The organism is Klenkia sp. AC732 (assembly GCF_979256525.1).
Genome location: NZ_CEEDOS010000010.1, coordinates 24,685 through 47,217, shown reverse-complemented (window position 1 = coordinate 47,217; position 22,533 = coordinate 24,685). Strand labels below are relative to the sequence as shown.

The following is a 22,533-nucleotide window of genomic DNA, read 5'->3' as shown; positions in this document are numbered from 1 at the left end:
TCAGCGTCCTCTCGATGCGCGCTCGAAGAGCGCGCGGGGGTTGGCGGTCATCAGGTCGGTCACCGTGGCCTCGGCCAGCCCGCTGCGGCGCAGCCGGTCGGCGAAGACGACGGGGACGTAGGCCAGCCCGTTGCCGCCGAAGCGGCTGAGCATGGCCTTGAGGAACAGGTCGTGGGACAGCAGCAGCCGGTCGCCGTGCCCGGCGTGCACCAGGGCGACGACGGCGGCGGCGGTCTCGGTGGGGGAGGGCGACTGGCCCTCACCGGGGTAGTCGAAGGGCATGCCGACCATGTCGAACTCCAGCACCGGGCCGCGGTCGGCGACCGCCCGCTGGTAGTCCCGGTCGGCCCCCGAGGGGTCCATGTGGCACAGCACGACGGCGCCGGGGTCGACGCCCTCGGAGTCCAGGACGACGTCGAGCACCTCGTGCGCCCGCCGCTGCCAGCCGGGCAGGTGCACGAAGAGCGGCACGCCGACCTCGCGCTGGGCCCGGCAGGCGGCCCGCAGCGCCGTCCGCTCGTCGTCGGTGAAGGCGGGGGAGACCCCGATCTCGCCGATGACGCCGGGGCGGACGGCGTGGTCGGAGCGGAACTCGGCCACCAGCTCGGCAGCCAGCTCGTCGGGGGTGGAGGTGGCCACGTGCGGCGGGTGGGTGGCCTGCAGGTACCAGCCCGAGCCCATCACCACCTGCACGCCGGTCTGCCGGGCCAGCTCCAGCAGCCGCCCCGGGTGCCGCCCGATCCCCGGCGGGGTCAGGTCCACGACGGTGCGGCCGCCGACCGCGGCGAACGTGGTCAGGTCCGCGGCCATCGCGGCGGCGTCGTCCAGCCGGCAGTTGTCGGCGTTCTCGTAGGGGTGGTCGGCCAGCAGCCAGGCCAGGTCGGCCGACACCGGGGCGTCCAGCAGCTCGCGCAGCCGGGGGTCCGGCGAGGGCCGGTAGGCCACCGCGTTGTCGTTGACCAGGTGCTCGTGCGGCAGCACCAGCCCCAGGTCGGCTGCGTCGACGTCGCCGGTGACGGTCCGGACGGTGGTGGGGGTGGTCATGTCCGCCGGGTGAGCCGCTGGACCAGGTACCCCAGGTCCTTGCCGCGCAGGTTGATCCACACGACCAGGACCAGCACGGCGCCGGTGATGATCGGGGTCAGGTAGGGGCTGACCGACAGCAGCGTCAGCCCGTTGGCGATCACCCCGGTCAGCAGGGCGCCGATCATCGTGCCGACGATGGTGCCGCGGCCGCCCAGCAGGCTGGTGCCGCCCAGCACGACGGCGGCGATGACGGTGAGCTCGAATCCCTGGGCGCTGTTGGCCGAGCCGGAGCCCAGGCGGGCCGCGATGAGCAGCCCGGCCAGTCCCGCGGCCAGCCCGGAGAAGCCGAGGGCGGCCATCGTCACCAGCTTCACGTTCACCCCGGCCCGGCGCACCGACTCCTGGGCGGCGCCGATCCCGATCACGTACTGGCCGAAGCGGGTGTGGTGCAGCAGCACGATGCCCAGCACGACGACGACCAGCGCGATCCAGGCGGTCGCCGAGAAGCCCAGCCAGCGGGCGGTGCCCAGCCGCGCCACGAAGGTGGTGGAGGCGATCGGGACGGAGAAGCCCTCGGTCTGGAACAGCGCGAGCCCCCGGACCACCGACAGCGTGGCGAGGGTGACGATGAAGGCCGGGATGCCCTGGTAGGCGGTGAACCAGCCGTTCACCAGCCCCCAGCCCAGCCCCATCAGCAACGCGGCGACGACGACCAGCGAGGAGTCCCAGCCGCTGAGCAGCAGCTGTGCGGAGATCGCGGCGACGAAGGCGACGATCGACCCGACGGACAGGTCGATCTGCCCGGCGGTGATCACGAACGTCATCGCGACGCCGACGATCAGCACCGGGCCCACCTGGGTGGCCAGGTTGGAGATGTTGGCGAAGGTCAGGAAGTTCTCGTCGGCGACGGCGAAGAAGACGACGACCGCCAGGGTCACCGCGGCCATGACCAGGGTGGCCTTGTTGGTGCGCTCCCAGAAGGAGCGCTGGGCGGCCAGCCGCTGCACCGTGGGTGCAGGGCCGGCCCCCGTGGCGGGGGTCTCGGTGGTGGTCATGCCCGGCTCCCCTCGATGCGGGTCTGCTGCGGTGTGCGGGTGATGAGGCCGACCAGCTTCTCGATGTCCAGGTCGGCGATGGCCGCGTCGTCGACGCTCTGGCCCTCGTACATCACGGTGATCCGGTCGCAGACCCGGAACAGGTCCTGCAGCCGGTGGGTGATGAGGATGACGCCGACGCCCTGGGCGGCGACGTCCCCGATGAGCTTGAGGACCGACTCCACCTCGGCGACGGCCAGCGCCGCGGTCGGCTCGTCGAGGATCAGCACGTCGGGGGCGAAGGACACCGCCCGGGCGATGGCGACGGTCTGCCGCTGACCGCCCGACAGCGTGCCGATCTCCTGGTGGGTGCTCGTCACCTTCACGTGCAGGTCGGCCAGGATCCGGGCCGCCTTCTCGTGCATGGTCTTCCGGTCGATGAACGGGCCGCGGCGCGGCTCCCGGCCCAGGAAGAGGTTGCTGGCGACGTCGAGGGTGTCGCACAGCGCCAGGTCCTGGTAGACGATGCCGATCTTCTCGGCCTGGGCGTCGGCGGGGGTGCTGAAGCGCACCGGCTTCCCGTGCACCCGGATCTCGCCCTCGTCGTGCTGGACCGCGCCGGCCAGCACCTTCATCAGCGTGGACTTGCCGGCGCCGTTGTCGCCCACGAGGCCGAGGACCTCCCCGCGTCGCAGGGTCAGGTCGACGCCGCGCAGGGACTTCACCGGCCCGTAGGACTTGGTGATCCCGGCCAGCTCGACGAGCAGGTCGGCGGGGAGGTCTGGGCTCATGTCGGTCAGTCCTCCAGGTAGAAGGTGTAGTCGTCCACGTTGTCCGGGGTCACGATCTCCGTGGGCACCGGCTGGTCGGCCTCGACCGGGTTGCCGCAGGCCAGGTCGATCGCGGCGGCCGCGGCGCGGTAGCCGAACTCGAAGGTCTGCTGCTGCACGACGCCGGTGATCCAGCCGTCGCGCAGGCCCTGCACGGCCGGGTCGGACAGGTCCCAGCCGACGACGTCGACCCGGTCCTGGGCGCCCTGGCCGCGGACGGCCGCGGCCAGCCCGATCAGGGCGGGCTCGCCGGTGGCGTAGACGTAGGCCAGGTCCGGGTTGCCGGTGAGCAGGTTCTCCGCGGCGGTCTGGGCGGTCTCCTGCACGTTCTTGCCGTCGACGACGGTGCCCACGGTCATCCCGCCGGCGGTGACGACGTCCTCGAAGCCCTGCTGGCGCTCCAGCTGGATCGTCGAGTTCAGCGCACTGACGATGCCGACCTCGCCCTCCCCGCCGGACTGCTCCAGCAGCGCCTCGGCCATCAGCGCACCGCCCTCGGAGTTGGCGGTGCCCACCTGGGCGTCGATGGAGGGGTCGTCGATGATCGCGTCGACGGCGACCACCGGGATGCCGGCGGCGTCGGCGGCCTGCACGGAGGGCTTGATGCCCTCGGTGTCGATGGCGGCGACGATGATCGCGTCCACCCCGTCGGCGACCAGGGTGTCGATCGCGTTGGCCTGGGTCACCGAGTCGTCGTTGCCGCTGATGATCTGCAGGTCGACGCCCTGCTCCTCGGCCATCGCCTGCGCGGCGGCGTTGATCTGGTTGAAGAACAGCGCCTGCAGGTTGATGGTCACCAGGCCGATCTGCAGCGGGCCGTCGGCGGGCTCCGCGCAGCCGACGGGCTGTGCGCTGGGGGCCGGCAGCTCACTGGGTGCCTGGCTGCCGGGGGCGGCGTCCGAGCTGGGGGCGGCGCTGTCGCACGCGGCGAGAGCGAGCAGGCAGGCGCCTGCAGTGAGGGCGAGAGAGCGCTTCACGGGGTCTCCTCGGGGTGGGGGCGGTGCGGGGTGGCGGTGCCGTGCTGGGCGGTGCTGGGTGCGGGTGCGGGTGCTGCCGGGAGGGTCAGGCGGTGCGGGTGGTCGCGCGCTCCAGGGCCGCGGTGACCTCGGCGGGGCCGGGTGCGGCGCGGGCGCCCTCGCGGGTGCAGGACAGGCTGGCGGCGACGGCGGCCCGGGTGGCGGCCCGGACCGGGTCCAGCCCGGCCGCGAGACCGGCCAGGTGGGTGCCGACGAAGCAGTCCCCGGCACCGGTGTCGTCGACCACGTCGACGGCGAGGGCCGGGCCGTCGGCGGCCCCGTCGGGGCCGGTCAGCGTCCAGCCCCGCGGCCCGTCGGTGACCACGAGGGTGGTCCGCGGGCCGGCGACGGAGGGGTCCAGGCCCAGCAGGCCGGTCAGCCGCTGACGGCCGACGACGACGTGGTCGGCGGTGGCCAGCGCCGTCCGGGCCAGCGCCGGGTCCTCGCAGCCGTCCAGGTCCACGGCCAGCTGCACGCCGGGCCGGACGGCGTGCGGCAGCTCGGCCGCCCGGTAGCCGTCGAGGTAGAGCAGCCCGCCACCGGCGGCAGCCAGCCGGTCGGCGACCCGGCCGACGTGGGCGCCGTCCAGGGCGTCGTCCTGGCTGACCACCGAGCGGCGGCCCTCGCCGTCGACCAGCACGATCGCCGTGGACAGCCAGCCGGCCCGGTCGGTCCAGGAGGTGTCGACGCCCTCGGCGTCCAGCTGGGCCAGGAACAGGTCGCTGGGCAGGTCGGCGCCCACGACGCCGGCGAAGGCGGCGTCGGCCCCGGCCCGGGCCGCCGCGACGGCGGCGTTGGCGCCCATGCCGCCGGGCAGCTGGTCGATCGCGGTGGCGTGCACCCGCTCGTCGGGGGCCGGGAAGCGCGGGACCCGGCCGACGACGTCGAGGTTGGCGTAGCCGCAGAAGACGATCGGCCGCGCCGTCCCGGCGGTGCTCACTTGCCGGCGGCGCGGGCCACGGCCCGCACCTTCTCCGGGGCGACCCGGCCCCACCAGCGGCCGTTCTCCTTGGCCGCCGAGGCCACGATGGCCCCGTCGCACTCGGCCAGCAGGGCGGCGGCGTTGGTCGGGTCGACACCGCTGCCGATCACGACGGGCAGCTGGGTGTGGTCCCGGATGCCCACGACCTCCTCGACGGAGGTCGCGTGGCCGGTGCGGGAGCCGGTGGCGATGAGCACGTCGGCGTCGAAGAACTCGGCGTCCTCGGTCTGCTCGGCCAGCGTGCGGTCGGCGACGATGGCGTGCGCACCGTGCTTGACGTGCACGTCGGCGAAGACCTTGACCGGGTCGGCGCCGATGCCGTGCCGGTAGCGGGTGGTGCGGGCGGCCTGGCCCTCGATGAGGCCCTCGTTGGCCACGTAGGCGTTGACCCACTGGTTGACCCGCACCCAGCCGGCCCCGGCGGCCCAGGCGCTGGCGACCGAGCACTCGCCGGCGTTGGACAGCACGCTCACCCCGACCCGCGGGCCCAGCTCGGCGACGACGGCGGCGGTGACGACGCCCATCGAGGCGGCCACCTCGTAGCCGTGCTCGCCGGGCTTGAGGAAGGGCAGGTCCCAGTGGTTCTCCACGATCACCGAGTCGAAGCCGTTGGCGGTGTAGGCCCGGGCCTCCTCGACGGCGAAGCGGGCGATCTCGGCGACCGGCTGGCCCCGGTAGGCGGGGCTGCCGGGGAGCGCCGGCAGGTGCACGGCGCCGATCAGCGTGGTGCCGCCACCGAAGAGCTCGGCCATCGCCGAGGGCTTGCGGGGGAAGACCCCGAGCGGAGCAGACACCGTCGTCACCATCCGTGTAATCGATTGCCTTGACGTGACCGACGTTACTGCGCACTGCCCGGTCGCCGTCAAGAGGCAATCGTTTACATTCGTGTTGCGGCTGGTCAGCGACATGACGGTCACGTGACGCCGAGACGGTCCCGTACCGATCGGACATGATGTGCCCGACGGCGGCCCACGACGGGCCCGGACGGGGGTGACGGTGGGCCGGGTGACGATCCGGGACGTGGCCGAGCGGGCCGGCGTCTCGACCGCGACGGTCTCCCGGGCCCTGTCGGGGGCCAAGCCGGTCTCGCCCGCGGTCCTCGAGCAGGTCACCCGGGCGGCCACGGACCTGGGCTACTCCGGCAACGGCATCGCCAGCGCGCTGCGCCGCAGCCGCACCGACACCGTGGGCATGGTCGTGCCCAGCATCGCCAACCCGTTCTTCACCGCGCTGGTGGAGAGCGTCGAGCACGCCCTGCAGCAGGCCGGCCGCCAGCTCTTCCTCTGCTCCTCCCGGTCCGACCCGGCGATGGAGGCCCTCCGGCTGCGCAGCCTGGTCGCCCGCCAGGTCGACGGCATCGTCATCAGCCCCGTGCACGGCACGCTCAGCACCGAGGCGGTGGCCTGGGCGGCGGGCCAGCTGCCGCTGGTCCAGGTCGACCGGTACGTCAGCGGCGTGACCAGCGACTGGGTCGGGGTCGACGACGACGCGGCCCTGCGCCTGGTCCTGGACCACCTCGCCGGCCGCGGCGTGCGGTCCGCGGCCTTCGTCAGCTCCACGCTCACCAACTCCTCCACCGAGCTGCGCGTCGCCGGGTTCACCGCGCACACCGGCCGGCTCGGCATCGACGTCGCCGAGGTGCTGCTGGGCGACTACTCGATCGACTGGGGCCGGGAGGCCACCCGGCGGATGCTGGCCGCGGGCCCGCTGCCCGACGCCGTCGTCTGCGCCGACGACCTGATCGCGCTGGGCGTCCTGCAGGCCTGCGCCGAGGCCGGGGTCTCGGTGCCCCGCGACGTGCTGGTCACCGGCTTCGACGACATCCCCTACTCGGCGCTGTCGGACCCCCCGCTGACCACCGTGCGCCAGCCGCAGGACGAGATCGCCGTCGAGGCCGTCCGGCTGCTGTCGGCCGCCCTGGGCACCAGCCGGGACTCCCCGGCGTACACCGCGCTGACCCCCTCCCTCGTCGTGCGGGCCAGCACCGGGGGCGGGTCGACCCGCCCCCGGTGAGAGGTCAGCGCCCGCCCAGCAACGAGCCGAGCGCCCCGCCCAGACCGCCCTCGCCGGCCTGCTGCCCGGAGCCCTGACCGGCCAGCGCGCTCACCGGGGGCTCCTCCGAGGCCTGCACGACGACGAAGCCGCGCCCGGAGAACGAGAGCGTGAAGCGCTCCCCCGTGGTCCGCCCCAGCAGGGTGCCCAGCCCGAACGAGTCGTTGGCCTGCACGCCGGTCTGCAGGCTGGAGGACCAGGCGACGGCGGCCTGCGGGTCGGCGTAGGTGGGCTGGTCGACGCTGAGCACCACGGGCTGGCCCTTGGTGGTGATCGCGATCCGGCCCACCCCGGTGAACACGCAGTTGAACAACCCGGCGCTGCTGGACATCCCGGCCCCCGACACCCGGCGGACGTCGTAGGACAGCGTCGGGTCGAAGGCCAGCACGTTGGCCCCGTTGATGGTCAGCCCGTCGGAGCCGTCCAGGTCGATGAGGTGCACGTCCTGGGCGGCGTCGGCGAGGAACAGGTCGCCCTGGCCGCTGACCTTCATCAGCGGGACGCCCTCGCCGGTCAGCTTCTGCTTGACGAAGCGCGCCAGACCGCCCGAGCCGAGCGCGTCGAACTGCAGCTGGCCCTGGTAGGCGACCATCGAGCCCACCCGGGCGTAGACCTCGCCCTGCAGGCCGACGCGGCACATCTTGCCGCCCTGCTTCTGGATGCCGGGCGCCTGGCTCTCGGCGAACTGGGGTGCGAACAGCTCACTGTGCACGTGCTGACCTCTCGAGACGACGACCCCGTGGCGCCGTCATCCTGCCGGGCCTCACCGCCAGCGCGCCACCACGTCGGCGAAGGCCACCGCGGCCGCCTGCACCTCGGCCACCTCCACGTACTCGTCCCGGGCGTGCATGACCGCCGGCGTCCCGGGCCCCCAGACGACGACGGGCGCACCGCCCACGGCCTGCTGCAGCACCGAGCCGTCGGTGAAGTAGGTGGCGGGCTCGGGCCGGACGACGGCGGGCAGCCCGCGCACCCACGGGTCGTCGGCGTCGGTGCGCAGTGCCGGCAGGTCCACCCGGACGTCGACGCCGGCCACCTCGGGCTGGGCCCGCCACCAGGCCTGCAGCGCGGCGCCGTCCCCGACGGTGCGCATGTCCACGACCACCTCGGCGGCGTCGGGCACCACGTTGGGCACCGTGCCGCCGGCGATGACGCCGGGGTTCCAGGTCTCGGTGCCCAGGAAGTCGTGGGTGGCCAGCGGCAGCTCGGCGCCGGCGCGGGCCAGCACCGCGACGAGGTCCAGCACGGCGTTGTGGCCCAGGTGCGGCGTGCTGCCGTGCGCGGCCCGCCCGGCTGCCCGGACGGCGAGCCACAGCGCACCGCGGTGGCCCAGGACCAGCTCGTTCGCCGTCGCCTCGGGGACGACGACCGCCCCGGTGGGCACGTCGGCCAGCGCCCGGGCGGCGGCCACCGCGCCCTTCGAGCCGATCTCCTCGTCACTGGTGAGCAGCAGGCCCACCGGGGTCTCCGGGTCGGCGCCGGCGATCGCGGCGACGGCGGCGACCAAGCCGGCCTTCATGTCCGAGCCGCCCCGGCCCCAGACGCGGCCGTCCTCGAGGTCGGCGCCGAACGGGTCGCGCTGCCACTGGGCCGCGTCCGCGGCCGGCACCGTGTCGACGTGGCAGGCGAAGAGCAGCCGGGGCCGCTGCGGGTCCGTGGGGGTGGTCAGCAGCGTCCACGGCTGGTCGGCGTCGCCGCCGTCGGTGCGCTGCAGGTGCGGGGCCCGCTCGGCGAGCACGTCGGTGACCAGGCCGATGAGGTCGCGCTGCGGGCGCGGGTCCCCGGACACGGTGGGACGGGCGACGAGCTCACGGACCAGGGCGACGACGTCGGTGCTCACCGGGCCCACCCTGCCCGACGGGTGGCGGGCGTTCCACGTGGAACGCCCGCCGGTGTCACCAGCCCTGGACGCCCTGCGGCGGCGGGGCCTGCTGCCCCGTGCCGCGCCCGGCGGCGATCCAGCCGCCGACCAGCGGCAGGGCGGCGAGCACGGCGGCGACCGTCGGGACGGGCAGCAGGAAGACCACGAGGGTGGCCTGGCCCGACGCCGTCCCGTAGCTGGACGCGGCGCTGACCACGGCCTGCAGCAGCACGGTGACCGCCAGGGCGGCGGCGCCCCCGACGAGGAACCAGCGGTCGGTGCGGGCCAGCAGCCGGATGGCGCCGTAGATCAGCGCCGCGCCGGCGGGCAGGCCGACGACGACGCCTAGCCAGGTGGAGCTGCCGCCGTCCGAGCCGGCCAGCAGGACGATGCCGACCAGGCCCCAGAGGATCGCGGCGCCGCCGGCGACGAAGCCCAGCACAGCGGCCGAGGAGGCCTGCGAGGGACGGCCCGGGCCCTTGGGCCAGGGGGCCGCCACGGGCACCGGCGCCCAGTACCCGGCGCCGTAGCCGGGCGGCGGTGCCGCGCCCCACGGGCCGGGCGGCGGCGGGGCGGCACCGTAGGAGGGCGGCGGGGCGTACCCGCCGGGCGCCGCGTTCCCGGCGGGGGGCCCGGGCCGGCCCGCGGGCGCACCGCCCGGCGTCCAGCCCTGCCCCGGAGGGGTGGCGTCCCAGCTCTGTCCGTCGTCGCGTGGCCCGGTCATGGCGCCAGTCTGCCGGTCCCCGGCGCGTGCGGGGCCCACCGCCACGGGCGGGCCACCCGCAGGGGGCAGCCCCCTCAGCGGCGCTCGAGCGTCCGGGTCATCTGCTCCTCGGTCTCGTCGGCCAGCGTGGCCAGCGCCGGCTTGAGCAGCGGCCCGGCCAGGGCGGCGAGCCCGTGGAAGTCGAAGTCGGCGTGGTAGCGGATCTCGGTGGTCTGCGGCGTGGGCGCGGTGAACGTCAGGTCGTCGGTCGACGTCGCGGTCGTGTTCTCCCCGACGAAGACCAGGTGGTCGGGCTCCCAGCGCTCCAGCCGGTACTCCAGCTCGGTCTCCCGGCCCAGGAACTCGCTGACGTTGTGCCACCGCGCGCCGACCGCCAGCGGCAGGCCGTCGGTCCGGGTGCAGGTCTTCGTCCCGGGGTCCCACTCCTCGGCGTGCGAGAAGTCGGCCAGGTACTCCACGACCTCCTCGAGGGGTCGCTGGACGGTGAAGGTGCGCTCGACGCTCGGCACGGGGGATCTCCTCGGTCTGGGGGATCGGTCTGGGGGATCGGTGGGGCGGACTGCCCTCCACCTGCCCCGCCCCGACCAGGCCGACACCCGCACAACGCGACGCGCCCCCTCCCCGGCGGGGAGAGGGCGCGTCGGTGTGGCGGGTCAGACCAGCGCGCGGCCCACGGCGACGGCGCGGGTGTCCGGGGCGGCGACCCGGACGGCGTCGGCGGCCTGGTCGTCGGACTCGGTCTGCGAGCGGCGCTCGGCCTCCACGCGGGCGGCGTAGGAGGCCACCTCGTTGGCGATCCGCTCGTCGTCCCAACCCAGGACGCCGGCGACGGCGCGGGCGACGGGCTCGGCGGACTCGGTGCCGCGGTGCGGGGTCTCGATGGAGATCCGGGTGCGGCGGGCGAGCAGGTCGTCCAGGTGCAGGGCGCCCTCGCGGGCGGCACCCCAGACCATCTCGACCATCAGGTACTCCTCGGCCCCGGGGACCGGCTGCAGCAGCGAGCTGTCCTCGTCGGCCAGGGCCAGCACGTCGGGGGTCAGCGAGCCGTAGCGGTTGAGCAGGTGCTCGGCGCGGAAGCGCGGCACGCCCCACTGGTCGGCGAGCCGGTCCAGGGAGTTGACCATCGCGAAGTAGCCCTCGGCACCCACCAGCGGGACGTCCTCGGTGACCGACTTCGGGATGGTGCGGGTGACGTCCTCGGCGACGGCGTCCACGGCGTCGGCGGCCATCGGCCGGTAGGTCGTGTACTTGCCGCCGGCGACGGAGATGACGCCGGGCGTGGGCCGGGCGACGGCGTGCTCGCGGGAGAGCTGGCTGGTGTCCTCGGACTCACCGGACAGCAGCGGGCGCAGGCCGGCGTAGACACCGGAGATGTCCTCGTGCACCAGCGGGGTGGTCAGCACCTTGTTGACGTGCTCGAGGATGTAGTCGATGTCGGCCTTGGACGCCGCGGGGTGCGCCTTGTCCAGGTCCCAGTCGGTGTCGGTGGTGCCCACGATCCAGTGCGAGCCCCACGGGATGACGAACAGGACCGACTTCTCGGTCTTGAGGATCAGCCCGGTCTCGCCGTTGATCCGGTCGCGCGGGACGACGATGTGCACGCCCTTGGAGGCCCGCACGTGGAAGCGGCCGCGGCCGCCGACCAGGGTCTGCAGGTCGTCGGTCCACACGCCGGTGGCGTTGACGACGACCTCGCTCTTGACGTCGACTTCCTGGCCGGTCTCCACGTCACGCACCCGGGCGCCGACGACGCGGCCCCCGGCGTGGATGAAGGAGACGACCTCGGCGGAGTTCAGCACGGTGGCGCCGTACTTGGCGGCGGTCATCGCGACGGTGAGGGTGTGCCGGGCGTCGTCGGCCTGCGCGTCGTAGTAGCGGACGGCGCCGACGAGGGCGTCGGGCTTGAGCGCCGGGAAGAGCTGGCGGGCACCGGTGCGGGTCAGGTGCTTCTGCCCGGGCATCGGCTCGGACAGCGCGCCGAAGCGGGCCAGGCCGTCGTAGAGCGCCAGGCCGGCGGTCACGTAGGGCCGCTCCCACACGCGGTGGGTCAGCGGGTACAGGAAGGCCAGCGGCTTCACCAGGTGCGGGCTGATCCGGTTCACCGCGAGGTCGCGCTCGTGCAGCGCCTCACGGACCAGGCCGAAGTCGAACTGCTCCAGGTAGCGCAGGCCACCGTGGAAGAGCTTGGAGGACCGGGACGACGTCCCGGAGGCGTAGTCGCGGGCCTCGACGAGGGCGGTCTTCAGGCCACGGGTGGCCGCGTCCAGCGCGACACCCGCGCCGGTGACGCCGCCTCCGACGACGAGGACCTCGAACTCCTCGGCGGCCAGCGCGGCCCAGGCGGCAGCGCGCTGCTCGGGGCTCAGCGTGGTGGGTGCGGACATGGGGGACTCCTGGTCTCGCCGCCACGTGGACGGCGTCGTCCTGGCGGGTGCCCCGGGACCGGTGCACCTCGGTGTGCGGGCCGCGGGTGTGATCCCGGGCTCTTGACGTCCACGGTAGGTCGGCGCCGGGAGCCCCGCGAACCCCGGCGTCCGACAATCTCGGACACCGCAGGTCAGGGGTAGGGCGCGCCCCAGGCGATCGACAGCGCCACGGCGCGCTCCCAGGTCGGGTACTCCGCGGTCAGCTGGGCGGCGCGCGCGGGCACCGGCGACCACTGCGCCGACCGGTGCCAGTTGCGGCGCAGCGCCTCGACGTCGGCCCACAGCCCGACGGCCAGGCCGGCGGCGTAGGCGGCGCCGAGGGACACCGTCTCCCCGACCATCGGCCGGACGACGGGGGTGTCCAGCACGTCGGCGACGAACTGCATGAGCAGGTTGTTCGTCGTCATCCCGCCGTCGACCCGCAGTGCCGGCAGCGCGAGGCCGGAGTCCGCGGCCATCGCCTGGACGACGTCGCGGGTCTGCCAGCCGGTCGCCTCCAGCACCGCGCGGGCCAGGTGGCCCTTGGTGACGTAGGAGGTGAGCCCGGCGACCATGCCGCGGGCCTCCCCGCGCCAGTGCGGGGCCAGCAGCCCGGAGAACGCCGGCACGACGTAGCAGCCGCCGTTGTCCTGCACGGTGCGCGCCAGGGTCTCGACCTCGGGCGCGGTGGCGATCAGCCCCAGGCCGTCGCGCAGCCACTGCACCAGCGCCCCGGCGACGGCGACCGACCCCTCCAGCGCGTAGTGCACCGGCTCCCCGGCCAGCTGGTAGGCCACCGTGGAGATCGACCCGGAGCGGGTGCGGACCAGCTCGGTGCCGGTGTTCTGCAGCAGGAAGCTGCCGGTGCCGTAGGTGCACTTGGCCTCGCCCGGGGCGAAGCAGGCCTGCCCGAACAGCGCGGCCTGCTGGTCGCCCAGCGCCCCGGTGATGGGGATGGCGGGGGACAGCGCGGTGGCCACCCCGAGCTGGCCGACCGAGGGCCGGATCTCGGGCAGCAGGGCCGCCGGGACGCCGAAGAAGTCCAGCAGCGCGGGGTCCCACTCGCAGGTGCGCACGTCCATCAGCGACGTCCGGCTGGCGTTGGTGACGTCGGTGACGTGCACACCGCCGTCCGGGCCGCCGGTCAGGTTCCAGACCAGCCAGCTCTCCATCGTGCCGAACAGCAGCTCGCCGCGTCCGGCGCGCTCCCGGGCGCGCGGGACGTGGTCGAGCACCCAGCGCAGCCGGGGTCCGGCGAAGTACCCGGCGATGTCCATGCCGCTGCGCTCGGCGACGATCCCGGCGTCCGGGCGGGCGCAGAGCTCGCGGACCAGGTCGGCGGTGCGGGTGTCCTGCCAGACGATCGCCCGGGTGACCGGCCGCCCGGTGACCCGGTCCCAGACGACGGTGGTCTCCCGCTGGTTGGCGATGCCCAGCGCGACGACCTCGCCCTGCGCGGCGCCGACGTCGTGCAGCACCTGGGCCGCGGTGCGCTGGGTGTTGGCCCAGACCTCCATCGGGTCGTGCTCGACCCAGCCCGGGCGCGGGAACCACTGCCGGTGCTCGCGCTGGCGGACCGCGACCATCCGACCGGCCCGGTCGAAGACGATGGCCCGGGTCGACGTCGTGCCCTGGTCGACGGCCAGCACGTACCGCTCAGCCACCGGACACCCGCTGCCCCCGCCAGCCCAGCTCGCGGGAGACGGCCTGCGCGGCCTCGAGCACCATCGACACCAGCCGGGCGCGCGGCTGGCCGTTCCGGTCCAGCACGACGTCCAGCGGCCCGGTGACGCCCATCGCCGCGACGACCAGACCCGTGGACCCGCGGACCGGGGCGGCGACCCCGCCGGTGCCGCTGGTGTGCTCGCCGTGCTCGGTGGCCCACCCGCGGGTGCGCACGGTGGACAGCTCGGCGCGGCCGGCGTCCTGGGGGCCGCGGGTGGAGCGGTGCGGGGCGAACGCGCTCAGCACCCGGCCCAGCGCCGTCCGGTCGGCGGGCAGCGCGGTGCCGACGTCGAGGGTCTGGGCGGAGTCGTCGGGCCGGAACACGTGGTGGACGACGACGACGTCCCCGCCCTCCAGCGTGGCCAGCCGGACCGACTGGCCGCTGCGGGAGGCCAGCGCGTCGGCCCAGTTCGACGCCCGGGAGCGCAGCTCGTTGACATCGAGGTGGCTGGTGCCCAACCGCAGCAGCCCCGGGCCCAGCGCGTAGCGGCCGACCCGGTCCTGCTCCACGAAGCCCACGCCCAGCAGGGTGCGCAGCAGGCTGTGCGCCGTCGTCTTGGGCAGCCCGACGGCCGCGGCGATGTCGGTGACGCCGAGGGTGCCGGCGCTCCCCGCCACGACCTGCAGGATCGCGGCGGCCCGCTCGATCGACTGCACGGTGCCCGGCACACCGCGGACGGTAGGGCATCGGGTCACCAGCCGACCGGGACACGACCCCGTCCGGTTCCGTCCGACGATGTCGCACCAGGCGTCTTCCGGAGAGTGATCGGGCGCACCTAGCGTCGCCCGGACAGCGCTGGAGGGTGATCGGGGACACAGGCGGACAGCCTCTGGCGTTCACAACCGGCCCGCACCGCCGCGGGCCCGTAGACAGGAGTTCCCCCTTTGACCACCAGTCTGTGGACCGTCTTCGGCAGCGAGGTCACCGGCACGGCGATCCTCATCCTGCTCGGCGTCGGCGTCGTCGCCAACGTGCTGCTGGCCAAGTCCGGCGCACTCGGCGGCGGGTACATCGTGATCATCTTCGGCTGGGGGCTCGCGGTCTTCGCGGGCGTCTTCGCCGCGGCCTCCTCCGGGGCCCACCTGAACCCCGCCGTCACGATCGGGCTGCTGGTCAGCGGCGCCGACGAGTACGCACCGGGCGTCGCGGTCACCCTGACCTCGACGCTGGTCTACTTCGCCGCCGAGTTCCTCGGTGCGTTCATCGGCGCCGTGCTGGCCTGGCTGGCCTTCCGCAAGCACTACGAGGCCGAGACCGAGGCCGGCACCATCCTGGGCACCTTCTCCACCGGGCCGGCGATCAAGAGCCCGATCGACAACATCGTCACCGAGGCGCTGGGCACCTTCGTCCTCGTCTACATCGTGCTGCGCTTCGGCGACACCCCGACCGAGATCGGCCCGCTGGCCGTCGCGCTCATCGTCGTCGGCATCGGCGCCTCGCTCGGCGGTCCCACCGGCTACGCCATCAACCCGGCCCGCGACCTGGGCCCCCGCATCGCGCACTTCCTGCTGCCCATCAAGCACAAGGGCACCAGCAACTGGGGTTACGCCTGGGTGCCGATCGTCGGCCCGGTCATCGGCGCCGTCCTCGCCGGCCTGTTCGCCGCGCACATCTCCATCTAGCCAGCACCCGCACCCCCGAGCCGCACCTCAGAGCAGAGGAGACACCCCATGGCCCAGTACGTGGCCGCGATCGACCAGGGCACCACCAGCACGCGCTGCATGCTCTTCGACCACGACGGCAAGGTCGTCGCCGTCGGGCAGAAGGAGCACCAGCAGATCTTCCCCCGGGCCGGTTGGGTCGAGCACGACCCGCTGGAGATCTGGGCGAACACCCGCGAGGTCGTGGGCCAGGCCCTCGCCCGCGGCAACGCCTCCACCTCCGACATCGTCGCCGTCGGCATCACCAACCAGCGCGAGACCACTGTCGTCTGGGACAGGACCACCGGCCAGCCGGTCTACAACGCGATCGTCTGGCAGGACACCCGCACCGGGAAGATCTGCGACGAGCTGGCCGCACTGGGCGGTGGCGACGAGCGCTACAAGGACCGGGTCGGCCTGCCGCTGGCGACCTACTTCGCCGGCCCCAAGGTCCGCTGGATCCTGGACAACGTCGACGGCGCCCGCGCGAAGGCCGAGTCCGGTGACCTGGTCATGGGCACCATCGACTCCTGGCTGATCTGGAACATGACCGGCGGCACCGACGGCGGCCTGCACCTCACCGACGTCTCCAACGCCTCCCGCACGATGCTGATGGACTACCGCACCCTGGAGTGGCTCCCGGACATCGCCGAGGAGATGGGCATCCCGATGTCCATGCTCCCCGAGATCCGGTCCAACTCCGAGGTCTACGGCAAGGGCCGCGCCGCCGGCTTCCTCGCCGGGGTGCCCATCTCCGGGTCGCTCGGCGACCAGCAGGCCGCCACGTTCGGCCAGGTCTGCTTCGAGAAGGGCATGGCCAAGAACACCTACGGCACGGGCAACTTCATGCTGCTCAACACCGGCGAGGAGGCCGTCCCCTCGGAGAACGGCCTGCTCACGACGCTGTGCTACAAGCTCGGCGACGCCAAGCCGGTGTACGCCCTGGAGGGCTCGATCGCCGTCACCGGCTCGCTGGTGCAGTGGCTGCGGGACAACCTGGGCATGATCAAGGACGCCCCCGAGGTCGAGACGCTGGCCGCCGGCGTCGAGGACAACGGCGGGGCCTACATCGTCCCGGCGTTCTCCGGGCTCTTCGCCCCGCACTGGCGCTCCGACGCCCGCGGCGCCCTGGTCGGCCTCACCCGGTTCGTCAACAAGGGCCACATCGCCCGCGCCGTCCTGGAGGCCACCGCCTTCCAGACCCGCGAGGTGCTGGACGCGATGAACGCCGACTCCGGGGTCGACCTCACCGAGCTGCGCGTGGACGGCGGCATGGTCGGCAACGAGCTGCTCATGCAGTTCCAGGCCGACGTCCTCGACGTGCCCGTGATCCGCCCGGAGATCGTGGAGACCACGGCCCTGGGCGCCGCCTACGCCGCGGGCCTCGCCGTCGGGTTCTGGTCCTCCCTGGACGAGCTCACCGCCAAGTGGGCCGAGGACAAGCGCTGGGAGCCGCAGATGGCCTCCGAGGAGCGCGAGCGCACCTACCGCAACTGGCAGAAGGCGGTCACCAAGACCCTGGACTGGGTCGACGACGACGTCTCCTGACGCCGCCCCCCTGAGCGTGGATCAGGGGCCCTGATCAGAGTCCGTCCTCCCTCACCACATGTCGTGGGGGAGGACGGACTCTGTCGTAGGACCCTGATCCACGCTCCCGGCGTCAGCTGCCCAGCGCGGCGCTGACGACGGCGCGGGCCTCCTCCTGCACCTGGGCCAGGTGGTCGGCGCCCCGGAAGGACTCCGCGTAGATCTTGTAGACGTCCTCGGTGCCCGACGGGCGGGCGGCGAACCAGGCGTTCTCCGTGGTCACCTTCAGCCCGCCGACCTTCGCCCCGTTGCCCGGGGCCTCGGTGAGCTTGGCGGTGATCGGCTCCCCGGCGAGCTCTGTCGCGGTGACGTCGGCCGGCGACAGCTTCCCCAGCTTCGCCTTCTCCTCGCGGGACGCGGCGGCGTCGACCCGGGCGTAGGCGGACTCGCCGAACCGGGCGGTCAGCTCCCGGTGGTGCTCGGAGGGCGACTTCCCGGTCACCGCCTGGATCTCGCTGGCCAGCAGGGCCAGCAGGATGCCGTCCTTGTCCGTCGTCCAGACCCCGCCGTCCCGGCGCAGGAACGAGGCACCGGCGGACTCCTCGCCGCCGAAGCCGACCGACCCGTCGAGCAGGCCGGGCACGAACCACTTGAAGCCGACCGGCACCTCGCGCAGCTCCCGGCCGAGGTCGGCGACCACCCGGTCGATGAGGGACGACGACACCAGCGTCTTGCCCACCGCGGTGTCCGCGGCCCAGCCGGGCCGGTGGCTGAAGAGGTACTGGATCGCCACGGCCAGGAAGTGGTTGGGGTTCATCAGGCCGCCGTCGGGGGTGACGATGCCGTGCCGGTCGGCGTCGGCGTCGTTGCCGGTGGCGATCTGGAACTCGTCCTTGCGGGAGATCAGCGAGGCCATCGCCGAGGGCGAGGAGCAGTCCATCCGGATCTTGGCGTCCCAGTCCAGCGTCATGAACCGCCAGGTCGGGTCCACCAGCGGGTTGACCACGGTGAGGTCCAGGCCGTGCCGTTCGGCGATCTCGCCCCAGTAGGCGACGCTGGCGCCACCGAGCGGGTCGGCGCCGATCCGGACACCGGCCGCGCGGACGGCCTCCAGGTCCAGCACCTCGGGCAGGTCGTCGACGTAGGTGCCCAGGAAGTCGTAGGAGCCGGCACCGGCGCGGGCCGCCGCGAACGGCACCCGCTGCACGCCCTCGAGGCCGGCACGCAGCAGCTCGTTGGCCCGGTCGGCGATCCAGCCGGTGGCGTCGGAGTCGGCCGGGCCGCCGTGCGGCGGGTTGTACTTGAAGCCGCCGTCGCGGGGCGGGTTGTGCGAGGGCGTGACGACGATGCCGTCGGCCAGGCCGCTGGTCTTCCCCCGGTTGGCCCGCAGGATGGCGTGGCTGACCCCGGGGGTGGGGGTGTACCCGTCGGCGCTGTCGACCAGCACCGTGACGTCGTTGGCGGCCAGCACCTCCAGGGCGCTCACCCACGCCGGCTCGCTCAACCCGTGGGTGTCCCGGCCCAGGAACAGCGGCCCGTCGAAGCCCTGGCCGCGGCGGTACTCGACGATCGCCTGGGTGGTGGCCAGGATGTGCGCCTCGTTGAAGGCACCGTCCAGGCTGGACCCGCGGTGCCCGCTGGTGCCGAAGGCGACCTGCTGGGCAGGGTCCTCGGGGTCGGGCTGCGTCGAGTAGTACGCGGTGACCAGGTGGGCGACGTCGACCAGGTCGGACGGCTGGGCCGGCGTGCCGGCGCGGTCGGAGCTCATGGGTCGATCCTGGCCTGCCCCGGGCCGCAGCGGCGACCCGGCGTCCCCCGTCCGGGGTCAGAACCCGGTGGACACCCCCACCAGGGCGCCGAGCACCAGGAAGCCCACGCCGATCCAGCCCAGCACGATGCCGGCCACCGCCAGTCCGCCGCCGGCGTCGCCGCGCTGGCGGATCTGGTTGCGGGCCACGTAGCCGAACACCAGCGCCAGCACGCTGCCGATCCAGTACAGCCAGAGGATGCCCAGCACCAGCGAGGCGATCGCCATGCCGTTGGTGGGGCGGGCGATCTGGTAGCCGTAGGGCACCTGCGCGTACGGCGGCTGCCCGTAGGCGCCCTGCGGGTACTGCGCGGTGGGGTACTGGCCCTGCGCGTACTGCCCCTGCGGGTACTGGCCGTACTGCTGCTGCCCGTACTGGGCCTGGCCGTACTGCGGCTGCCCGTACTGGGTCTGGTCGTACTGCGGCTGCCCGTGCTGCGGCTGGTCGTGCGGCCCGGGGGTCGGCTGCGGGCCGGTCCCGTCACGGTCGTGGTCGGCCACGTCAGGTCTCCTCGGTCGCGGGGGCTGGCGTCCGGGGAGCTTACGGGCCGGCCGAGCCCGGACGGGGCCGCAACCCCGCGTCGGGCGCCACCGGCTCGTGCGGCGCCGCCGTGTCGTACCCCCGCCGTAGCCTGGCGGGGTGCTCGAGGCGTGGGGGGTGGAGGCGACCGACGCCGCCCTCACCGCGCACGTCGGCCCCGAGGTCTTCCGCCGGGCGCTCGCGGTCGCCGACTCCGGCGGCGTGCAGTCCGTCGAGCCCTCCCCGGACGGCCGGCGGATCAGCGCCACCGTGCGCGGCTCGGCCCCCCAGCCCTACCGGACGACGATGCTGCTGGCCGGCCGCGACCGCGAGGGCTGGACCAGCGTCTGCACCTGCCCGGTCGCGGTGGAGTGCAAGCACGCGGTCGCCGCCCTGCTGGTGCTGCGCTCGCGCACAGCGACCGACCCGGGCCCCGTCGTCCCCGAGTGGGAGCGCGCCCTCGCCGAGCTGGTCGGCGCCCCCGCCGGCCGCGGGTCGGCCCCGGTGCCGGTCGGCCTGCAGTTCGACGTCGCCGCCGAGCTCGCCGGCCGGGCCTCGGTGGGCGCACCGGGTGCGCGGCCGCGACTGGTGAAGCTGCGCCCCGTCGTCCCCGGGCGGAACGGGCGGTGGGTGCGCACCGGCATCACCTGGAAGCAGCTGCAGTACGACAACGCGCAGGCCGGCTGGGACCCCACCCACGTGGCCGCGCTGCGCGCGCTGTTCGCCACCCACCAGGCCTCGCGCAACCAGTACTACTCCTACGCCCCGACCGACGTGTACCTGCACGAGTTCGGCCCGGGCCTGTGGCGGATGCTCGACCAGGCCGTCGGCGACGGCGTCGCGCTGGTCAGTGCCGGCAGCCGGCCGCGGCCGGTCCTCCTGCTCCAGGACGCCGCCGAGATCGCCGTCGACGCCCGCCGCGGACCCGACGGCGCCCGGCTGCACGCGGTGCTGCGGGCCGGCGGCCGGGTCCGGGAGGCGGCCCAGCTGTCCTTCCTGGGGCACCCGGCGCACGGCGTCACCGTCTACGAGCCCGACCCGGGGACGGCGCTGCTCATCGCCCGCCTGGACCGACCGGCCGCCCCGGCGCTGGCCGGCCTGGCCGCCCGGGGCGGCAGCGTCGCCATCCCCGCCGGCGACGTCGACCGCTTCCTCCGGGACTGGTACCCCGACCTGCGGGCCCGGGTGCCGGTGGTGTCCGCCGACGACTCGCTGCCACTGCCCGAGGTCGTCACCCCCCGGCTGTGCCTGACCGTCCGGTACCCCGGCGACCTGTCGGTGGACCTGTCCTGGGAGGTGCAGTACGGGCCGGACCGGTCCTTCCCGCCCGCCCTGGACGACACCGAGGAGCCCGGCACCGGCCGGGACCTGGGCGCCGAGCGGGAGCTGGAGCGCCAGCTGCCCGGCGTCGCCGGGGGCCTGCCGGAGCTGTGGACGCTGGACCGCCGGCTGGCCGTGCACGCCGAGCTGCGCGGCATGGAGGCGATGGAGTTCAGCACCGAGGTGCTGCCCGCGCTGGAGGCCGACCCCGGGCTGGACGTCGTCCTGCAGGGCGCGCCGCCGGACTACCGGCAGTCCACCTCGGCACCGCAGATCGCCTTCACCGCCCGGGACAACACCTCCTCGGACTGGTTCGACCTGGGCGTCGCGGTCACGGTCGAGGGCCAGGTGGTGCCCTTCGCGCAGCTCTTCCAGGCCCTGGTCAGCGGCCGGACCCGGCTGATGCTGGTCACCGGCACCTGGTTCTCCCTGGAGCGCCCGGAGTTCGACCGGCTCCGCGAGCTCATCGAGGAGGCCCGCGGCCTGGAGGACGTGCCCGCCGACGGCGTCGTCGCGGTCAACCGGTTCCAGGCCGGCTGGTGGGAGGAGCTGCTCACCCTGGGCGTGCTGGAGGAGCAGAGCACCCGCTGGACCCGCGACGTGCAGGGCCTGCTCGACGGCGGCACCGCCGACCCGCCCAAGGCCCCCGCCGGGCTGGCCGCGGACCTGCGGCCCTACCAGTACGACGGCTACGCCTGGCTGTCCTTCCTGTGGGACCGGCGGCTGGGCGGGGTGCTCGCCGACGACATGGGGCTGGGCAAGACCCTGCAGACCCTGGCGCTGCTGGCCCGCGCGCACGAGGCCGGCGAGCTGGACGAGACGCCGGTGCTCGTCGTCGCCCCGACCAGCGTGCTGTCCACCTGGGCCCGGGAGGCCGCCCGGTTCACCCCCGACCTGCGGGTGGCCGTCGTCCGGGAGACCGAGCGCCGCCGCGGGACGACGCTGGCGCAGCACGTGGCCGGTGCGCACGTCGTCGTCACCTCCTACGCGGTGTTCCGGCTGGAGGACGAGCAGCTGCAGGCACTGCCGTGGCGCGGGCTGGTGCTCGACGAGGCGCAGACGGTGAAGAACCACCAGGGCCGCACCTACCAGTGCGCCCGCAAGCTCGACGCCCCGTTCACCCTGGCGCTGACCGGCACGCCGCTGGAGAACAGCGTGATGGACCTGTGGTCGCTGCTGTCGATCACCGCGCCCGGCCTCTTCCCGGACCCCTCCGCCTTCACCCACCACTTCCGCACGCCCATCGAGCGCGACGGAGACCGGGAGCGGCTGGCCACGCTGCGCCGCCGGATCCGGCCGCTGGTGCTGCGCCGCACCAAGGAGGCGGTGGCCCCGGAGCTGCCGCCCAAGCAGGAGCAGGTGCTGGAGGTGACCCTCAATCCCGAGCACGAGAAGCTCTACCAGACCCACCTGCAGCGGGAGCGGTCCAAGGTGCTCGGCCTGGTCGAGGACATGGCCAAGAACCGGTTCACCATCTTCCAGTCCCTCACCCTGCTGCGGCAGCTGAGCCTGGACCCGGCGCTGGTGGACCCCGAGTACGCCGACGTCGCCTCCAGCAAGGCCGACGCCTTCGTCGAGCACCTCACCGAGGTCGTCGAGGAGGGCCACCGGGTGCTGGTGTTCAGCCAGTTCACCCGCTTCCTGAAGCGGATCCGGGACCGGCTGACCGCCGAGGGCATCGACTGGGCCTACCTGGACGGCTCCACCCGCGACCGGGACGCCGTCCTGGAGGGCTTCCGCACCGGGACGGCGCCGGTGTTCCTGATCAGCCTGAAGGCCGGCGGCTCGGGCCTGACCATCACCGAGGCCGACTACGTCTACGTGCTGGACCCGTGGTGGAACCCGGCGACCGAGGCCCAGGCCGTGGACCGGACGCACCGGATCGGCCAGGACAAGACCGTGATGGTCTACCGGCTCGTCGCCGCCGGGACCATCGAGGAGAAGGTCATGGAGCTCAAGGCGCGCAAGTCCGAGCTGTTCAGCAACGTGGTGGGGGAGGGCGCACTGTCCTCGGGGGCGCTCACCGCCGACGACGTGCGCGGGCTCTTCGCCTGACCCCCTCG

Annotated in this window: 19 protein-coding genes; 4 read left to right on the top strand and 15 right to left on the bottom strand. The window is 74.1% G+C overall.

Annotated features, from left to right (window positions below; genetic code table 11):
- The 6 genes from AC0IVP_RS06605 to AC0IVP_RS06580 all read right to left on the bottom strand — a co-directional run bounded on the left by AC0IVP_RS06605 (position 1) and on the right by AC0IVP_RS06580 (position 5,682).
- On the bottom strand, positions 1-1,044 hold the full coding sequence (locus AC0IVP_RS06605) for a phosphotriesterase family protein (protein WP_056295984.1): 1,044 nt from the start codon (positions 1,042-1,044) through the stop codon (positions 1-3).
- On the bottom strand, positions 1,041-2,081 hold the full coding sequence (locus AC0IVP_RS06600; RefSeq protein ID WP_471755386.1) for an ABC transporter permease: 1,041 nt from the start codon (positions 2,079-2,081) through the stop codon (positions 1,041-1,043). Before AC0IVP_RS06600 ends, AC0IVP_RS06605 begins: the two co-directional genes overlap by 4 nt.
- Complete coding sequence (locus tag AC0IVP_RS06595; protein ID WP_056295990.1) at positions 2,078-2,851, bottom strand: ATP-binding cassette domain-containing protein; 774 nt, start codon at positions 2,849-2,851, stop codon at positions 2,078-2,080. The genes AC0IVP_RS06600 and AC0IVP_RS06595 overlap by 4 nt, the downstream gene beginning before the upstream one ends.
- A 5-nt stretch (positions 2,852-2,856) precedes the next feature.
- Entirely contained in the window at positions 2,857-3,867 is a 1,011-nt protein-coding gene (locus AC0IVP_RS06590; RefSeq protein WP_056295994.1) for a substrate-binding domain-containing protein, read from the bottom strand.
- A gap of 85 nt (positions 3,868-3,952) precedes the next feature.
- A complete protein-coding gene (locus AC0IVP_RS06585) occupies positions 3,953-4,846 on the bottom strand; it encodes a carbohydrate kinase family protein (RefSeq protein ID WP_471755384.1) in 894 nt (297 codons plus the stop codon).
- Positions 4,843-5,682 carry a BtpA/SgcQ family protein gene (locus tag AC0IVP_RS06580; protein WP_471755382.1) on the bottom strand — a complete coding sequence of 280 codons (840 nt, stop codon included), beginning with the start codon at positions 5,680-5,682 and terminating at the stop codon, positions 4,843-4,845. Before AC0IVP_RS06580 ends, AC0IVP_RS06585 begins: the two co-directional genes overlap by 4 nt.
- 211 nt (positions 5,683-5,893) lie before the next feature.
- On the opposite strand from AC0IVP_RS06580, the gene AC0IVP_RS06575 reads away from it, so the two are divergent.
- On the top strand, positions 5,894-6,901 hold the full coding sequence (locus AC0IVP_RS06575; protein WP_235564804.1) for a LacI family DNA-binding transcriptional regulator: 1,008 nt from the start codon (positions 5,894-5,896) through the stop codon (positions 6,899-6,901).
- Between the two features lie 4 nt (positions 6,902-6,905).
- Here the strand turns inward: AC0IVP_RS06575 and AC0IVP_RS06570 are convergent, their stop codons facing one another.
- The 7 genes from AC0IVP_RS06570 to AC0IVP_RS06540 all read right to left on the bottom strand — a co-directional run bounded on the left by AC0IVP_RS06570 (position 6,906) and on the right by AC0IVP_RS06540 (position 14,324).
- Entirely contained in the window at positions 6,906-7,652 is a 747-nt protein-coding gene (locus AC0IVP_RS06570) for an AIM24 family protein (RefSeq protein WP_471755380.1), read from the bottom strand.
- Between the two features lie 51 nt (positions 7,653-7,703).
- Positions 7,704-8,780: a M20 family metallopeptidase gene (locus tag AC0IVP_RS06565; protein ID WP_471755378.1), complete on the bottom strand. Its 1,077-nt coding sequence runs from the start codon at positions 8,778-8,780 to the stop codon at positions 7,704-7,706.
- Positions 8,781-8,835: 55 nt separating this feature from the next.
- Positions 8,836-9,525, bottom strand: a complete 690-nt coding sequence (locus tag AC0IVP_RS06560) for a hypothetical protein (RefSeq protein ID WP_471755376.1) — start codon at positions 9,523-9,525, stop codon at positions 8,836-8,838.
- 74 nt (positions 9,526-9,599) lie between these two features.
- A complete protein-coding gene (locus AC0IVP_RS06555) occupies positions 9,600-10,034 on the bottom strand; it encodes an SRPBCC family protein (RefSeq protein WP_056296002.1) in 435 nt (144 codons plus the stop codon).
- 144 nt (positions 10,035-10,178) lie between these two features.
- Positions 10,179-11,909 (bottom strand): glycerol-3-phosphate dehydrogenase/oxidase, encoded by a 1,731-nt coding sequence (locus AC0IVP_RS06550; protein WP_056296006.1) that lies wholly within the window; start codon positions 11,907-11,909, stop codon positions 10,179-10,181.
- Positions 11,910-12,082: 173 nt separating this feature from the next.
- Positions 12,083-13,594, bottom strand: coding sequence for a glycerol kinase GlpK (gene glpK / locus AC0IVP_RS06545; protein WP_056296008.1), 1,512 nt, complete (start codon positions 13,592-13,594; stop codon positions 12,083-12,085).
- A complete protein-coding gene (locus AC0IVP_RS06540) occupies positions 13,587-14,324 on the bottom strand; it encodes an IclR family transcriptional regulator (RefSeq protein WP_471755374.1) in 738 nt (245 codons plus the stop codon). The genes glpK (AC0IVP_RS06545) and AC0IVP_RS06540 overlap by 8 nt, the downstream gene beginning before the upstream one ends.
- A 216-nt stretch (positions 14,325-14,540) precedes the next feature.
- Between AC0IVP_RS06540 and AC0IVP_RS06535 the strand changes: the two genes are divergently transcribed.
- Positions 14,541-15,278 carry an MIP/aquaporin family protein gene (locus AC0IVP_RS06535; RefSeq protein WP_235564805.1) on the top strand — a complete coding sequence of 246 codons (738 nt, stop codon included), beginning with the start codon at positions 14,541-14,543 and terminating at the stop codon, positions 15,276-15,278.
- A gap of 48 nt (positions 15,279-15,326) precedes the next feature.
- Positions 15,327-16,844, top strand: coding sequence for a glycerol kinase GlpK (glpK, locus tag AC0IVP_RS06530; protein ID WP_471755372.1), 1,518 nt, complete (start codon positions 15,327-15,329; stop codon positions 16,842-16,844).
- Positions 16,845-16,956: 112 nt separating this feature from the next.
- Here the strand turns inward: glpK (AC0IVP_RS06530) and pgm are convergent, their stop codons facing one another.
- Both pgm and AC0IVP_RS06520 read right to left on the bottom strand, forming a co-directional pair.
- Positions 16,957-18,591, bottom strand: a complete 1,635-nt coding sequence (pgm, locus tag AC0IVP_RS06525) for a phosphoglucomutase (alpha-D-glucose-1,6-bisphosphate-dependent) (RefSeq protein WP_471755370.1) — start codon at positions 18,589-18,591, stop codon at positions 16,957-16,959.
- A gap of 57 nt (positions 18,592-18,648) precedes the next feature.
- Positions 18,649-19,131 (bottom strand): DUF4190 domain-containing protein, encoded by a 483-nt coding sequence (locus AC0IVP_RS06520; RefSeq protein WP_056296021.1) that lies wholly within the window; start codon positions 19,129-19,131, stop codon positions 18,649-18,651.
- Between the two features lie 139 nt (positions 19,132-19,270).
- On the opposite strand from AC0IVP_RS06520, the gene AC0IVP_RS06515 reads away from it, so the two are divergent.
- A complete protein-coding gene (locus AC0IVP_RS06515; RefSeq protein WP_471755368.1) occupies positions 19,271-22,525 on the top strand; it encodes a DEAD/DEAH box helicase in 3,255 nt (1,084 codons plus the stop codon).
- Positions 22,526-22,533 lie beyond the last annotated feature (8 nt).

What these genes read in the sequence shown, in the direction of transcription:
- AC0IVP_RS06560 (WP_471755376.1), bottom strand. Translation starts at nt 9,525, where the DNA reads ATGACCGGGCCACGCGACGACGGACAGAGCTGGGACGCCACCCCTCCG.
- AC0IVP_RS06595 (WP_056295990.1), bottom strand. Translation starts at nt 2,851, where the DNA reads ATGAGCCCAGACCTCCCCGCCGACCTGCTCGTCGAGCTGGCCGGGATC.
- AC0IVP_RS06550 (WP_056296006.1), bottom strand. Translation starts at nt 11,909, where the DNA reads ATGTCCGCACCCACCACGCTGAGCCCCGAGCAGCGCGCTGCCGCCTGG.
- AC0IVP_RS06605 (WP_056295984.1), bottom strand. Translation starts at nt 1,044, where the DNA reads ATGACCACCCCCACCACCGTCCGGACCGTCACCGGCGACGTCGACGCA.
- AC0IVP_RS06600 (WP_471755386.1), bottom strand. Translation starts at nt 2,081, where the DNA reads ATGACCACCACCGAGACCCCCGCCACGGGGGCCGGCCCTGCACCCACG.
- pgm (WP_471755370.1), bottom strand. Translation starts at nt 18,591, where the DNA reads ATGAGCTCCGACCGCGCCGGCACGCCGGCCCAGCCGTCCGACCTGGTC.
- glpK (WP_471755372.1), top strand. Translation starts at nt 15,327, where the DNA reads ATGGCCCAGTACGTGGCCGCGATCGACCAGGGCACCACCAGCACGCGC.